The sequence below is a fragment of the Endozoicomonas sp. 4G genome, from assembly GCF_023822025.1.
In the GTDB taxonomy this organism is placed as follows: Bacteria; Pseudomonadota; Gammaproteobacteria; order Pseudomonadales; family Endozoicomonadaceae; genus Endozoicomonas_A.
On sequence record NZ_CP082909.1, the window covers coordinates 2750542 to 2767248 of the forward strand.

Below are 16707 nucleotides of genomic sequence, written 5' to 3' on the forward strand. Positions count from 1 at the left end.
AGATAACAGGAGAGACATTGGCTATGGATGGTCAGATTGGTGGGAACATAAACAACCCCATTGTTAAGCTTGGTGTGCCTGATAGTAACGTGCCAGCCGAGCGAGCAAGTCTGGATTTATCGAAGGCAAAGCAGGTAGAAGCCTGCTCTGAAGTCATGTCCAACCTGAAGATATCGCCATCTTCAGTGGCGCCCTCTGGTGAAGAAAGAACTGTATCCTCAACGAACACCTCCTGCCAAAAGTCATCTCATGCCTTCGATTTCCGTTTTGTCGCCAGTGATGATGAGGTTCGAAAACTTTTGGTGGCGCAGACCTGCGATGAACATCAGGATGTCGCTGTTATTTCCCACCCCGATGACCTCTCACAGGCTAACCTGGTGAGCCGGTTGAGTATTTCCGAACAAGGTCGCCATACGCTGAGTTCAGGCAAGCTGTTTGAAGGCTTACAGCCATTGACCCTGGTGATCGATATCCGAAAGCTTACCAGCGAGGAGCTGCCGAAATTTAACGATTTGCTGGATCCCGATAACCCTTGCCTGTACGACAGAGTCAGCCATGAAAAACGCCCCCTGGGCAAGCATGTTTCGCTGTTGGTTTTGGCAGACCCCGAACAGCTGGCATTGGTTGGCCAGTCTGACGATGCCCCTGGTGCTGATTTCTGGCGGCGGATTAATCGACCGGGCAATACCTGGCAGTTCAAAGAAACTGGCAACACCCCATCGGGCATCGACAAGGTTGCGCCGTTACTGGCTGAACTCCCCCCTGCCGAAAGTGCTATGGACGACGACAATACCCTTGTTATTGACTGCCACTTGCACAGTAATTGGCGACATTTGTTGTTGGGCGGCCCCGGTGTGGACCAACAAGGGCGAATCCAGCACATACCCGGCAGGCTTGAGACATTGCGAGCCGGACAACGGGTAGTTTTGAAAGGAGCCGACTGGAAAGACCTGGCCTTTGAACAGACGATCCGACAAATGCTGGCGCACCAGTGTTTTGAGAGCAATGGCAAAGTCTGCCAGTTACCCGACGATGTTCAGTTTTATCGGATGCCGGTAAGGAATGACGAGCTTCGTTCACTGTTCCAAAGTCTGTCTAAAGAGCCTGCATCACAAAATCCGATTATCATCAACCAGAGTAATATCAGCCAATGGCTGAATACCATTGCCATTACCCCGGAAGGCTATGCAGTCCCTAACACCAGCCTGTTGGAACAGGTTCGGGCGGGTGGTGTCGTCACCGTAACCTCTCCCCTCTCTGAGGCTCTCTGGTTTCGTTTGTTGGGATCGTTGCAAACCATTCGCAAGACGACCGGTCTGGAACCCCGACTTCAGGTAGCTCATTCAAAACAGCAGCCCCAAGCCCTGGAATTGACAGAAAACGATACGGCTCCTCTGCCCAACGTGAGAGTTCATTCTGCTTTTGATGCAGTGACTTATCGGCAACATGCTCAGGCCAGTCATTGGGTAAATAGTCACCCACAGGCACCTCTGGTCATTCAGGTCAATGACCAGACCAGCTTCAGCCAGCTATTTGATAATATCCATATCACCTCGGAACAAAAGGCTCATTTTGGACAATGTCAGAGTAAGTTGCAGGAGGCATTAACTGCGGGTGAGCCGGTGGTCTTCCGGGGGCTGGAAACGAATCCACCCCTTCAGCAGCTTCTGGAACCCCTGGCTGTCGGGCAACCGCTGTTGGTGAACGGCCATTTGCAGGCCTACCCACAGGCTGATGTGACAATACTCTGGCCTGAGTCGGTGAAAAGTACATCGTCCCTATTCAATTCGTTGGTTGCTACGGGTAAGCCGTGTCCCGACGTCGATCTCTGGGCTATCAATGCCGACAGATATCACATCCCCCGTGCTGAGCTGCCTGAACAAGTGCTTGATAAGCTTTACAACGCCTTTAAAACCGTACCTGCCCACCTCTGTAACCCTCTGCCTGAAATCACCCAGGAGTTGTTAAATAGCCTGATACTGGCTGCCCGGCAGGCACAGCAGTTGGATCAGTCGCCACAGCTTTTACCCCGCCATTGGCGCAAAGCCATCAATAGCACCATTACCCATGGCACCCGTCAGCATCCGACGGTAAGGGATTTTATGAAAGTGGCTTGTTGGCGGTTATTGCCGGATGCTGATAAAAAGCCAGATGCTCATAAAAAGCCGGATGCTGATAAAAAGCCGGATCAAGCCACTTCGGTTGACCCGGATCAATTAACGGCCATCGTTAGCGGTGCTCCCCGGTTGGATAGAGCATTTGTGAAGCAAAACCTGTGGTCACTGGCCAGAGCATGTGACCCGATAGTATTTAATAGAGATTTAGAACTGTCCTATAAAAAACCATTTCTATCGATAGATGAAGACCAAATGTTGGACAGGCTCTGCGCCATAATCGTCGCCCATGGGCCTGACAATCAACGAGAGGCCATGGCGTATCAGTTGAAAGTCGACCCGGCGACAGTAAAAAAGTATCAAATGCTACCCATCAGGCCATCAAGACAGATTAAACGTTTGCAGGATGCACTGGCTTCTGGCTGGCAGTTAATTTTGCCACCAGAGCAAACCCGATCCGATGCTATTCAGGCGCTGGCTACCGATTGTTTTCACATGGCCAAAACAGCGAATTCTAAAACAGAAGGCATTGAACGTATAAAACATCGACTGTCTGAATCACTGCTATTGCAAGACTCTGATGATAAGCCTTTATCAGCACTGGCCGAGGATCTTTATCTCGGAAAGCTCAGTCAGCAGGATCGTGAAAGCCGTCGATTATCCCGACTTCATGAACGGCTTGCAGACTCTCCCGTTATTTTCCTGCAAGGAGAAACCGGCACCGGGAAAAGTTACTTTTCCGCCAAAATGGCAAAGGCTTCAGGACCGGCTACGGTGCTGTCCCTCGGCCCTTCTGATAACGAACAAACCCTGATGAAACGCTGGCAATGGAAAAAACAGGCCGATGGCGACCGTTCTATGAAACAGCAAAACCGCGCGCTGATGGAATGGGCCGAGGCCCGATCCGATAAAGACGGAGAATACCTCACCCTGATTCTGGATGAAGCCAATCTGGCTCAAACCGGCTTACAGGCGTCCCTGAATGGTTTATGGGAACCGAAACCCTGCATCTATGTGGATGGACATCCTGTCCCGGTCAGCGCAAAACATCGGGTAATTCTCACCGGTAACCCGGATCATTACGCCGGACGCCAGCTGGACCCGGCTCTGAAAGGGAAACTGCCCAGGGCTTACTATCCACAGTTAGACGAGGCATTCCTCAGGGACAGGATTGTGGAACCGGCTCTGGTTAATCATTTACAACAACGGAATCTGACGGGTTCTCAACTAAGAGAGTCTGAAATAGACGACATTGCACACAGTGCCACCGGGAGTGTGATGGCACTGTGGCAATTTTATCAGGAACTGTTGCCAGAGCATGAGTTTACCCCCAGGGATTTAACGGATATATGCAGTTGGGTGGGTTGGTATCTTGATCGTTCATTATCCGCAAGTGACCGTGTTGACGACAAACAAGTGCACGGTTTAATCCAACAAAGTTTTCGGGATGTACTGGGCCCTGAAATCAGCGAGACGCATCAGGATGCCCTGACAGCACTGAATATCTGGTTTGCTGCCCGTTATAAGACGGATAACACCCTGAGAGACAGAGTGCATAACCATATCCTGCCTGATATTCAGCAAACCTTCAGCGCAGTCACCAAAGAATTCCAACCTGACTTTGATACCTCCGGCTCAGCCGTCTGTGAACTGGTACAACAGATTGGACAGGATTTAAGCCGCGTCCAGCAGGCTCATCATCACAACAGAAAACACGGCGGAAGACAGGCGACACTGATTGAAGGCCCGGCTGGGCGGGGTAAGGATGTCACGCTGGACCTGATGATTAAAAGTGTCAGAAAAGAGGCTGGGAAACGGCATGAATTGATGCCGGAAGTCTTTTACCTGAATGCCTGCGATTGCTCTTGGGACGAAGTGCGTGAAGCAATCCAGAAGGCAAAACTCGAAGGCGGCATCGTGGTGATTTCAGAAATGAACCTGATCGACAGCCAGCATCTGGAAGGTGAGTTAAACGATATTCTGGCCGGTGACGCCCATCCGGGTTTTCATCTGTTTGCCACCGTCAACCCACCGGAATACAGCGGACGAAAACCCTTATCACCGGCACTGAAAGGACGTTTTCGACATTTGCCGATCCGGCAGTACAACCCGACAGAGTTGCAGGCCATTGCTGAGAAAATATTGCCAGAGAGCCCGGAGGGAAAAACCACGGCTAAACAGCTGACCCGGCTGCATTGTCAATTAAGGGATAAGCTAGAAAAGCAAAACCTGCCGTTGCGGCTCACCAGTGGTGATTTACAGGATTTGGTCAGAGCCATCGTGAGAGGAGATGATTTTAGTAAAAAAAGCCTTAGCCAAAAAAGCCTTAGCCAAAAAAGCCTTAGCCAAAAAAGCCTTAGCCAAAAAAGCCTTCATCAATGTTTCAATCAGCATTACCGGCTGTATTTGATGGCCGCCCAAACATCGCTGAAGAATCTGCCCAAGTCATCGGCTTTTGTCGAAGGTACAGGAGAGTTTAATGCTGAACTGTGCCGTTGGTTAAACGAAACATCGAGCATGGATCGTCCATGGTTGATAAGACGCAGCGATCGCAACAGTACCGATGAAAAACGCCATGAAATTTGCTTTAAGGACCAGCTGAGTCCAGAGGAAATCAAAGCAGAAATAATCAAAAGGGTGGCCCAGACTCAATGGCAGTCATCTGGCCTTTCCCTGCAACCGGATGAGTCGGACGGTATTATCACCGGGGGACTGTACCGGTACTGGCAGCAATGCTGGTTTACTCATAGTTTTGGCAAGACCGGTGTGGACGCTAATAGCGTCTTTCCCATGACGGAAGAACAGCAACAAACACTGAAATTATCGGTTAACCGGCCTTACCTTAATGAGGCTGATAAGCAGATAGAGGCGTGGAAAGGCCGTGAAGTTCGATGTTGGTCTGCGTTCTGGGATCAGTTAAGTGATGTACCGAACCATTTGCTTGACGATTTTATTAACGAAGCATCCGCTACCAGCCGTGATAAGGCTCCTGAACAATACCAGCCACAGCCTATGAATGAAGCGAAAGCGTTGACTGCTGGTAATGATAAGGCTCCTGAACACTACAAGCCGCAGCCTATGAATGAAGCGAAAGCGTTGACTGCTGGTAATGATAAGGCTCCTGAACAATACCAGCCGCAGCCTATGAATGAAGCGAAAGCGTTGACTGCTGGTAATGATAAGGCTCCTGAACAATACCAGCCGCAGCCTATGAATGAAGCGAAAGCGCTGACTGCTGGCAATGATAAGGCTCCTGAACACTTCGAGCCACAGCCTATGAATGAAGCGAAAGCGTTAACTTCTTATGGTGATAAGGCTCCTGAACAATACAAGCCACAGCCTATGAATAAAGCGTTAACGGCTGGTAGTGATAAGGCTCCTGAAAAATACAATCCACAAGACTACGAAAAACAGATTCCGGCATTGGACCGGTCAACGAACTATCAGAAGCAGGCTAAACGACGAGTTGACGAGCATATCCTTTTTAAGTTGCCTGACCATCCTTCCGGGATTTATCGGTGGTGGGCAAAGGATATTTATGTGACTGCTCAGGGCAACATCAAAGAGATCAATATTAGTCGTATGTCCATGCAGGGAACCGAAGTCCTTATACCTGCCCGGTTACCAAAACATGACCAGGAAGTGACATTAGCCAAAGACCAAACGCTGGCGACCTTTGACTGGCAACCGGACTGGAGATTGGATAATGGTCGATATTCGTTACCGAGCCTGACGCGAGAAGACCGTATTATGGCTATGCGCTTAAAACCCGATGTTCCATATTCTCTGTTCAGGGACCCACATACCGGGCTTCACTCACTGCAGCTGCATGAGCCCACAGCCAGAAATATCAAGATTGCCTACGTCGTAGAACACATAAAACCGCGCGAAAAAATACGAGCCCGGCCAGAACCATCATCACGGTTTGACGCCCGCTGTTCAGAAGATATGAAAAAACTACTGAACGAAATGTTTAACAAGATTGATGATCAACCCTCCGAAATACAGGAGCCTCTGCGGAAAATAAAAAATGCCCAAAACACGCGGCAACGCATTGAGGCGATCACGGACTATTGTGAAGGGTTTTCCGGTGATGCCATGCCGAACCCCAATAAACCTTTCTTTCAATTCCTCATCACACAGCGACAAGGGAGGTGTCGTCATCGTGTGCCTGTTTTTGTGGTTTTGTGTCGTTATTTCGGAATTCCCTGTCGGAAAATTTCTAACCGTGTTCACACCTTTGCAGAGTATTCATTGAATGGCGGCCAAAGCTGGGAGCCTGTGGATTTGGGCGGGGCGCCTGTCCAGTCAACAAAAACCCTGCCTGACTTCCAGGACACCAGACAGGTCAGTGTTTCTGGCGCTGAGTTGAAGAAGACCGGTGAACTCTTTAAAGGTCTCCTGAAAGATATTGATTCAACGCAGCAGCAAGCTCTGGCTGAAGCCTGTGGCATGAGCGTTGAGGAACTGAGCAAAACGCTCGAGACAAACAGTGCACTGCCAACTATAAGTCTAAGCACCTGCGAGCTGGTAAAGACCCTTTGGAAGAGAGGGGATCTCACCGGATTTTCCATGGGCGTCTCAGCGTTATTGGAGAAAGAAGTATTGAGCGCTGAAGACACCGAAATGATCGGTTCTCCTGAGTATGACTCCGTATATGATCCGATGGCGGGAGCCATCAGAAAAATAGTGTGCAACGGTGGTAAAGACCAGGTCATTGAACAGCTCAAGTTACTCCATGCAAAAGTCATTGATCAGGCCGGAGTAAAAACCCCTCGCGATTGGTTGCGTGTAATGATCAATGTACTGGATTTTTGTGACTGGGCTAACCCTCCGCTCGTTGGCTTTGCCGTTAAAGTCATGGGTCTGGATTGGCTGGATCCAATACCGGACTACGACCGCACTCTTATGAGCGCCGATAAACATCACGAGCTGCTGGTGAAACTGGAAAGCATTGATCAATTAAAGGTCAGGGCCGGTCACTGCCTGAAAAAGTGGTATAAGCAGTTATTATCCAGAGAAAAAAATAGCAAGGTATGGCGGTCGGCTTATGAACGTCTCCAAAAGGACAGTGATCCCTTTTCCATCACCCATTGCCATGGCGGGTTTTCGTCATCCTTTGAAAAGGAAATAGCCTGCACATCGATAGAGAACACCTGGACAGACGTACCTCAGGGTATCCCGAATATCGAACGGATGCTGGCGCGCCATCCCGCATTTGTGCAGTTAAGCTCAGGCAAGACGAACCAGCGTCCGGTGATAGTTCTGGGAAATCTTCCCTTGAACTCCGAAGTCATTACTAAAAAGGCCGAAGCCCTGTTCCAACAAAAAGTTGAGAGCAGTCCTTACTTGAAGCAATTATCGGAAAAAGCAAAATCAAATCCCTTTTTGGTTCCAAGGGAGGAGGAACACGTTTTGTATCATTTAAAGGAGCAATGCAAGGCCGCTCTTTTGCAGGTCTTCAGTCATTACCTGTATGGAGTGACGCACTCAAAAGGCGGCAGCTTAACGTATTGTTGGCTCAACGCTCACATAAGTAAGGCCTCGAAGGTAGAAAGCTATGGTGCTCATGATCCATCTTCACCAGAAGAGTTGTATGCCATGATGTCTGAAATCGACAGCTCTGAGGAGCTTCAAAAATCTGTCCGGAGCACTTACTTACGACAGGCGCACAATGCCAATAATGGTCTGGTGCTCAAATCCAGGGAGCTGATAAACATTGCCCATGAGTTTTTGAGCACCGTAAATTTGAATTCGCTGTGTGACTCATTGGTAATCGATGAGCGAGGCGCAGTGACATGACTCATATGCGCTACGGTGTAATAGGCGGAAAACCGTCAATGTGCTACAGTGTAATTACCTTGTAACACATAAGGACACAACCATGAGTGAAGCAACTTTTACCTTCCGGGTTGATAACGCTTTGAAAAGCCAGTTTGCCCAAGCGGCCAAATCTCGTGATCGTAGTGGGGCGCAACTTCTCCGTGACTTCATGCGGGATTTTGTACGGCAGCAGCAGGAAGCAGCAGAGCATGACGCATGGTTTCGGCGCGAAGTTCAGGCAGGCATAGATTCGGCCAATGCGGGCGAGCTAATAGTCGCTGAGGACGTGGAAGCCGAAGCTGCCGCATGGCGAGCAGAAACGCAGCGCAAACTATTAGGCTCTGGCTCGTGAGGCTGGTCTGGACCAAACCGGCCAGCCTCGACCGAAAAGATATCCGGGAATACATCGCCCAGGATAACCCGGCCGCTGCCCTCGCCCTCGATGAGTTGATATCGGAAAAGGCTTCGCGGCTGGTCAATCACCCTGACCTTGGTCGCCCTGGGCGTGTTGCGGGAACGCGAGAGCTGATTGCGCACCAGAACTACATTTTGATTTACGACATAACACAAGACTTGGTGCGCGTGCTGCGTGTTCTCCACACTGCTCGACAGTGGCCGTCAACCCGTACATGATAAGAAACCGTCTATTCGCTTTTCCTTGGTATTTCTGCACTTGACGCAGGTATTACTGCCATAGAGCGTTTCCCCGATTTATGAAATTTGCACGATAGTAGTGTCTGAAAAAACGACCATTTTTTCAAACTGTCCTTCTCTTGTAGAGTACCAAGTCAGACCCCTTGGAAAGTAGTATGAATTCGCCGTTCCCCCTCGTTCCCACGCACAGCATGGGAACGAGGGGGTGTACGGATATCAGAGCTTGGTTGCACTGGTCATAGAACTTTCTTCCTGTCTGAAGGTCATAGCACTAAACAATTTCAATGCAGTCCTTCAGATAACAGGAGAGAGATTGGCTATGGATGGTCGGATTGATGGGAAGATAAACAAACCCATTGTTGAGCATGGTGTGCCAGCCAAGCGAGCAAGGCTGGTTTTATCGCCAAATGGGGAGGTAAAGCAGGTAGAAGCCTTCTCTCAAGCGGTGTCCAAACTGAAAATATCGCCACCCTCAGTAACCCCCCTTGGTAAAACAAGAACCGTATCCTCAACGGACACCCCGTGCCAAAAGTCACCACGTGCCTTCGATTTTCGTTTTGTCGCCAGTGATGATGAGGTTCGACAGCTTTTGGCTGACCAGACTGGCGATGGCCATCAGGATGTCACGGTTATTTCCCACCCCGATGACCTCTCACAGGCCAACCTGGTAAGCCGGTTAAGTATTTCCGAACAGGGTCGCCATACGCTGAGTTCAGGCAAGCTGTTTGAAGGCTCACAGCCATTGACCCTGGTGATGGATATCCGCAAGCTTACCAGCGAGGAGCTGCCGAAATTTAACGATCTGCTGGACCCGGATAATCCCTGTTTGTACGACAGAGTCAGGCATGAGAAACGCCCTCTGGGCGAGCATGTTTCGCTGTTGGTTTTGGCAGCCCCCGAACAGCTGACTTCGGTTGGCCAGCATGACGATGCTCCCGGTGCTGATTTCTGGCGGCGGATTAATCGACCGGGTAATACCTGGCAGTTTGACCCACAGACCAGCAATGCCTCGTCAATGGATATTGACAAGGTTCCACCATTACTGGCTGAGCTCCCCCCTGCCGAAAGTGCTATGGACGACGACACTACCGTTGTTATTGACTGCCACTTGCACAGCAACTGGCGACAGCTGTTGTTGGGTGGTCCCGGTGTGGATCAACAGGGGCGAATTCAGCACATACCCGGCAGGCTTGAGTCATTGCGAGCTGGACAGCGGGTGATTTTGAAAGGAGCCGACTGGCAGGATCTGACCTTTGAACAAACGATCCGACAGATGCTGGCGCAAAGGTGCTTTGAGAGCAATGGCAAAGTCTGCCAGTTACCCGACGATGTTCAGTTTTATCAGATGCCGATAGAGAAGGATGAGCTTCATTCTTTGTTCCAAAACCTGTCTGATTCCAATGAGAAAGGACTTTCCAGTAATGCAGCCGGAAACCCGATCATCATCAACCAGAGTAATATCAGCCAATGGCTGAATACCATTGCCATTACCCCGGAAGGCTATGCAATCCCTAACACCAGCCTGTTGGGACAGGTTCGGGCGGGCGGTGTCGTCACCGTAACTTCGCCCCTCTCTGAGCCACTCTGGTTTCGTTTGTTGGGTTCATTGCAAACGATTCGCGAGACGACCGGTCTGGAGCCCCAACTTCTGGTCGCTCATTCAAAACAGCAGCCGGAATCCCTGGGATTGGCAGAAAACGATACGCACCCTTTGTCCAACGTTAGAACTCACTCTGCTTTTAATGCAGTGACTTATCAGCAACATGCCGAGGCCAGTCATTGGGTGAATAGTTGGGTAAAGAGTTGGGTAAAGAGTCACCCAGAGGCACCTCTGGTCATTCAGGTCAATGACCAAACCAGCTTCAGCCAGCTATTTGATAATATCCATATCACCTCGGAACAAAAGGCTCGTTTTGGACGACGTGAAAGTAAGTTGCAGGAGGCATTAACTGCGGGTAAGCCGGTGGTCTTCCGGGGGCTGGAAACGAATCCAACCCTTCAGCAGCTTCTGGAACCTCTGGTTGTCGGGCAGCTTCTATCGGTGAACGGCCATTTGCAGGCCTACCCAAAGGCTCAGGTCACAATACTCTGGCCTGAGTCTGCGAAAAGCCCATCGACCCTATTCAATTCGTTGGTTGCCACAGGTGAGCCGTGTCCCGACGTCGATCTCTGGGAGATCAATGCAGGTAAGCATGAACTCTCCCGTGCTGAACTGCCAGAGCAAGCGCTTAATAAGCTTTACGAAGCCTTTGAAACCGTCCCTGGCAGCCTGTGTAGCCCCTTGCCCAAAATGACCGAAGCCTTGTTGAATCAATTGATACTGGCTGCCCGGCGGGCACAGCAGGAGGACAAGTCTCTGCAGCTTTTACCCCGCCACTGGCGCAAGGCTATCAATAGCGTCATTACCCATGGCACCCGCCAGCATCCAACCGTGCGGGATTTTATGAAAGTGGCCTGTTGGCATTTATTGCCGGATGCTTATAAAGAGCCGGATGCTTATAAAGAGCCGGATGCTTATAAAGAGCCGGATCAAGCCGCCTGGGTTGACCCGGATCAATTAACGGCCATCGTTAACGGGACTCCACGGCTGGATAGAGCATTTGTGAAGCAGAACCTGTGGCCATTGGCCAGAGCATGTGACCCGACAGTATTTAATGGAGATTTACAACTGTCCTATGAAAAACCACTTCTATCGATGGATGAAGTCAAAATTCTGGACAGGCTCTGTGCCATGATCGTGGCCCATGGACCTGACAATCAACGACAGGCCATGGCGTATCAGTTGAAAGTCGGTCCGGCGGCAGTAAAAAAGTATCAAATGTTACCCATCAGGCCATCAAGACAGATTAAACGTTTGCAAGATGCACTGGCTTCTGGCTGGCAGTTAGTTTTGCCATCAGGACAGACCCGATCCGATACCCTTCACGCGCTGGCCAGCGATTGTTTTCAAATGACCAGAACAGCAAAGTCTAAAACAGAAGGCATTGAACGTATAAAACATCGACTGTCTGAATCACTGGTATTGCAAGGCTCTGATGATAAGCCTTTAGCTGATAATAAGCCTTTAGCTGATAATAAGCCTTTAGCTGATAATAAGCCTTTAGCTGATAATAAGCCTTTAGCTGATAATAAGCCTTTAGCTGATAATAAGCCTTTAGCTGATAATAAGCCCTGGTCAGCACTGGCTGAGGATCTTTATCACGGTAAGATCAATCAGCAGGATCGTGAAAGCCGCCGATTATCCCGACTCCATGACCGGCTTGCAGACTCTCCGGTTATTTTCCTGCAGGGGGAAACCGGCACCGGGAAAAGTTACTTTTCCGCCAAAATGGCGAAAGCTTCAGGACCGGCTACGGTGCTGTCCCTTGGCCCTTCTGACAGCGAACAAACCCTGATGAAACGCTGGCAATGGAAAAAAGAGGCCGATGGCGACCGCTCTATGATGCAGCAAAACCGGATGCTGATGAAATGGGCCGGAGCTCGATCCGATAAAGACGGTGAATACCTCACGCTGGTGCTGGATGAAGCCAACCTGGCCCAAACCGGTTTACTGGCGTCCCTGAAGGGTTTATGGGAACCGGAACCCTGCATCTATGTGGATGGTCATCCTGTCCCGGTCAGCGCAAAACACCGGGTAATTCTTACCGGTAACCCGGATGATTACGCCGGACGCCAGCTGGACCCGGCCCTGAAAGAGAAACTGCCCAAGGCTTACTACCCAAAGTTAGACGAGGCATTCCTCAGGGACAGAATTGTGGAACCGGCCTTGGTCAATCATTTACAACAACAGCAGCTGACGGGTTCTCAACTAAGAGAGTCTGAAATAGACGACATTGCACACAGTGCCACCGGAAGCGTGATGGCACTCTGGCAATTTTATCAGGAACTGTTGCCAGAGCATGAGTTTACTCCCAGGGATCTGACGGATATATGCAGTTGGGTGGGCTGGTATCTTGATCGTTCGTTATCCGCAAGTGACCGTGTTGACTGCAAACAAGTGCGCGGTTTAATCCAACAAAGTTTTCGGGATGTATTGGGCCCCGAAATCAGCGAGGCTCATCAGGATGCCCTGTCGGCACTGAATATCTGGTTTGCTGCCCGTTATGAGACGGACAACACCCTGAGAGACAAAGTGCATAACTATACCCTGCCCGATATTCAGGAGAGCTTCAGAGCAGTCACCCAAAAAAACCAACCTGACTTTGATACCTCCGGCTCAGCCGTCTGTGAACTGGTACAACAGATTGGACAGGATTTAAGCCGCGCTCAGCAGGCTTATCATCACGACAGAAAACACGGCGGAAGACAGGCGACACTGATTGAAGGCCCCGCCGGGCGGGGTAAGGATGCCACGCTGAACCTGATGATCGACAGTGTTAGACAGCAGGCTACGGCGCGGCAAGAATCCATGCCGGAAGTCTATCTCCTGAATGCCTGTGATTGCTCTTGGGAAGAAGTGTGTAAAACGATCCAGAAGGCAAAACTCGAAGGCGGGATCGTGGTGATTTCAGAAATGAACCTGATCGACAGCCAGCATCTGGAAGGCGAGTTAAACGATATTCTGGCCGGTGACGCCCATCCGGGTTTTCACCTGTTTGCCACCATCAACCCACCCCAGTACAGCGGACGAAAACCCTTATCACCGGCACTGAAAGGACGTTTTCGACATTTGCCGATCCGGCAGTACAACCCGACAGAGTTGCAGGCCATTGCTGAGAAAATGTTGCCAGAGTCCCCGGAGGGGAAAGACGTGGCTAAACAGCTGACCCAGCTGCATTGTCAATTGAGGGATCAGCTAGAAAAGCAAAAACTGCCGTTGCGGCCCACCAGTGGTAATTTACAGGATGTGGCCAGAGCCGTCGTGAGAGGAGGCGATTTTGGCCAGGAAAGCCTTCTTCAATGTTTCAATCAGCACTACCGGCTGTATTTGATGGCCGCCAAAACATCGTTGGAGGAACTGCCCGGGTCATCGGCTCCTGCCGTAGATAGAGGAGCATTTGAGCCTGAACTGTGCTGTTGGTTCAACAAAACACCAGGCGTGGACCGTCCGTGGTTGATACGACGCAGTGATAGCAACAGTACCGATGAAAAACACCATGAAATTTGCTTTAAGGATCAGCTGAGTCCAAAGGAAGCCAAAGCAGAAATAATCAAAAGGGTGGCCCAGGTCCAATGGCAGTCATCCGGTCTTTCCCTGAAACCGGATAAATCGGACGATATTCTCACCGGGGGACTGTACCGATACTGGCAGCAATGCTGGTTTGCTCATAGGTTTGGCAAGACGGGCGTGGACGCTAATAGCGTCTTTCCCATGACGGAAGAACAGCAACAAACGATGCAATTATCGGCTAACCGGCCTTACCTTCATGAGGCTGATCGGCAGATAAGCGCATGGCACGCCAATGGGGCTCCATTGTGGACTGAGTTTTGGCGTCAGCTCAGTGACGTGCCAGAGCATCTGGTTGACGATTTTATTAACGAAGCATCCACTACCAGCAGTGATAAGGCTCCTGAATCATGCGAGCCACAGCCTATGGATGAAGCGAAAGCGTTGGCTACTGGTAGTGATAAGGCTCCTGAACCATACAAGCCACAGCCTACGGATAAAGCGTTGACTGCTGGTAGTGATAAGGCTCCCGAAAAATACAATCCACAAGACCACGAAAAAGAGGCTCCGGCATTGGATCGGTTAACGAGCTATCAGCATCAGGCTGTATCACAAATTGACGATCATATCCTTTTTAAGTTGCCTGGCCATTTTCCCGGGATTTATCGCTGGTGGGCAAAGGATATTTTTGTGACACCTGAGGGCCAGATCAAAGAGATCGATATTAGTCATCTGTCCATGCAGGGAACCGAAGTCCTTATACCAGCCCGGTTACCAGAACATGGTCAGGTAGTGACATTAGCGGAAGACCAAACGCTGGCGACCCTTGACTGGCAACCCCACTGGCAATTGGATAATGGTCGATATTCGTTGCCGTCCCTGAATAAAGAGCAGCGTATTACGGCTATGCGTTTAGTACCCGATGTTCGGTCTTCCGTGTTCAGGGACCGGCATACCGGGCTTCACTCACTGCAGCTGCATGAGCCCACAGCCGGAGATATCAAGTTTGTCTACGTCGTAGAAAACATAAAACCGGGCCAAAAAATACGAGCCCGGCCAGAACCATCAACACGGTTTGACGCCCGCTGTTCAGAAGATATGAAAGAATTACTGAACCCAATGTTTGCAAACATTAGCCGTCAACCCTCTGAAATACAGGAGCCTTTGCGGAGAATAAACAACGTCCAAAACACCAGGCTACGCATGGAGGCGATCAGGGACTATTGTAAAGCATTTTCCGGTGATACCATGCCGGATCCCAATCAACCCTTCTTTCAATTCCTCGTTACACGGCGGCAAGGGAGCTGTCGTCATCGTGTGCCTGTTTTTATAGTTTTGTGTCGTTATTTCGGGATTCCCTGTCGGAAAATTTCCAACCATACTCACGCCTTTGCAGAGTGTTCATTGGATGGCGGCCAAACCTGGGAGTCTGTGGATTTGGGCGGGGCACCTGTCAAGGCAATAGAAATCCTGCCTGACTTCCAGGACACCAGGCAGGTCAGTGTTTCTGGCGCTGAGTTGAAGAAGACCGGGGAACTTTTTAAAGGTCTCCTGAAAGGTACTGATTCAATACAGCAGCAAGCTCTGGCTGAAGCCTGTGGCATGAGCGTTGAAGAACTGAGCAAAGCCCTCGAGACAAACAGTGCATTGCCAGCTATAAATCTAAGCACTTGCGAGCTGGTAAAGAGACTTTGGAAGAGAGGGGATCTAACCGGATTTTCCATGGGCGTCTCAATGTTACTGGAGAAAGAAGAATTGAACGCTGAAGACACCGAAATGATCGGCCCTGTGTATGACGGCAGATATGATCTGATAGCGAAAGCCGTCAAACGAATATTGTACCAAGGTGGTAAAGACCAAGTCATTGAACAACTCAAGTTACTCCATTCAAAAGTCATTGACCAGGCCGGAGTAACAACCCCTCGCGATTGGTTGCGTACCATGATCAATACACTGCAAATGTGTGTCCCGACCGCCCCTCCAGTCGATGACTTTGCCAATAAAATTATGAGGCTGGATTGGCTGGATCCAATACCGGACTACCACAACACTATTATGAGCGCCCATGAACATCACGAGCTGCTGGTGAGCCTGGAAAGCATCGATCAATTGAAGGTCAGGGCCGGTCACTGCCTGAAAAAGTGGTATAAGCAGTTTTTATCCAGAGAAAAAAATAACCAGATATGGCGGTTGGCTTATGAACGTATCCAAAAGAACAGTAATCTCTTTTTCATCACCCATTGTCATGGTGGGTTTTCGTCATCCTTTGAAGAGACAATAGCCTGCACATCGATAGAGGACGCCTGGACAGACGTACCCCAGGGTATTCCGAATATCGAACGAATGCTGGCGCATCACCCCGCATTTGTGCAGTCAAGCTCGGGCAAGGCAAACCAGCGTCCGGTGATCATCCTGGGGAAACTGCTCCGGGACTCCGAAGTGATTACTAAAAAGGCCGAAGCCCTGTTCCAACAAAAAGTTGAGAGCAGTCCTTATTTGAAGCAATTATCGGAACAAGAAAAATCACATCCCCTTTTCGATGATTTAAGGAAGCAAAGCAAGGCCGCACTTTTGCAGGCCTTCAGTCATTACCTGTATGGAGTGACGCACTCAAAAGGCGGCGGCTTAACGTATTGTTGGCTCAAAGCTGACATAAAGGCCAGGAAGGCAGAAAGCTACGGTGCTCATGATCCATCTTCACCAGAGGAGTTGTATGCCATGATGTCTGCAATCGACAGCTCTGACGTGCCTCATGAGTCTGTCCGGAATACTTACTTACGACAGGTGCACAATGCCAATAATGGTCTGGTGCTCAAATCCAATGAGATGATAAACATTGCCCGTGAGTTTTTGAGCACCGTGAATTTGAATTCGCTGTGTGACTCATTGGTATTAGCCACGAAAACACACAAACAGACCCTCTCGTCTGCCGACACGAGAGGGCAAAAAAGGTAACTCTCCAAACGGAACTTCCATCCTGCCTGAAGGTCATAGCATTAAACAATTTCA

4 protein-coding genes are annotated in these 16707 nt (G+C 50.0%); all 4 read left to right on the forward strand.

The features are described 5' to 3' along the window. Positions 1-23 precede the first annotated feature (23 nt). The 4 genes from K7B67_RS10745 to K7B67_RS10760 all read left to right on the forward strand — a co-directional run bounded on the left by K7B67_RS10745 (position 24) and on the right by K7B67_RS10760 (position 16653). Positions 24-7916, forward strand: coding sequence for an AAA family ATPase (locus tag K7B67_RS10745; protein WP_252180329.1), 7893 nt, complete (start codon positions 24-26; stop codon positions 7914-7916). 82 nt (positions 7917-7998) lie between these two features. Further along, positions 7999-8289: a hypothetical protein gene (locus K7B67_RS10750; protein ID WP_252180330.1), complete on the forward strand. Its 291-nt coding sequence runs from the start codon at positions 7999-8001 to the stop codon at positions 8287-8289. After that, positions 8244-8570, forward strand: coding sequence for a type II toxin-antitoxin system RelE/ParE family toxin (locus K7B67_RS10755; RefSeq protein ID WP_276576732.1), 327 nt, complete (start codon positions 8244-8246; stop codon positions 8568-8570). The genes K7B67_RS10750 and K7B67_RS10755 overlap by 46 nt, the downstream gene beginning before the upstream one ends. A gap of 340 nt (positions 8571-8910) precedes the next feature. Next, on the forward strand, positions 8911-16653 hold the full coding sequence (locus K7B67_RS10760; RefSeq protein ID WP_252180331.1) for an AAA family ATPase: 7743 nt from the start codon (positions 8911-8913) through the stop codon (positions 16651-16653). Positions 16654-16707: the final 54 nt, after the last annotated feature.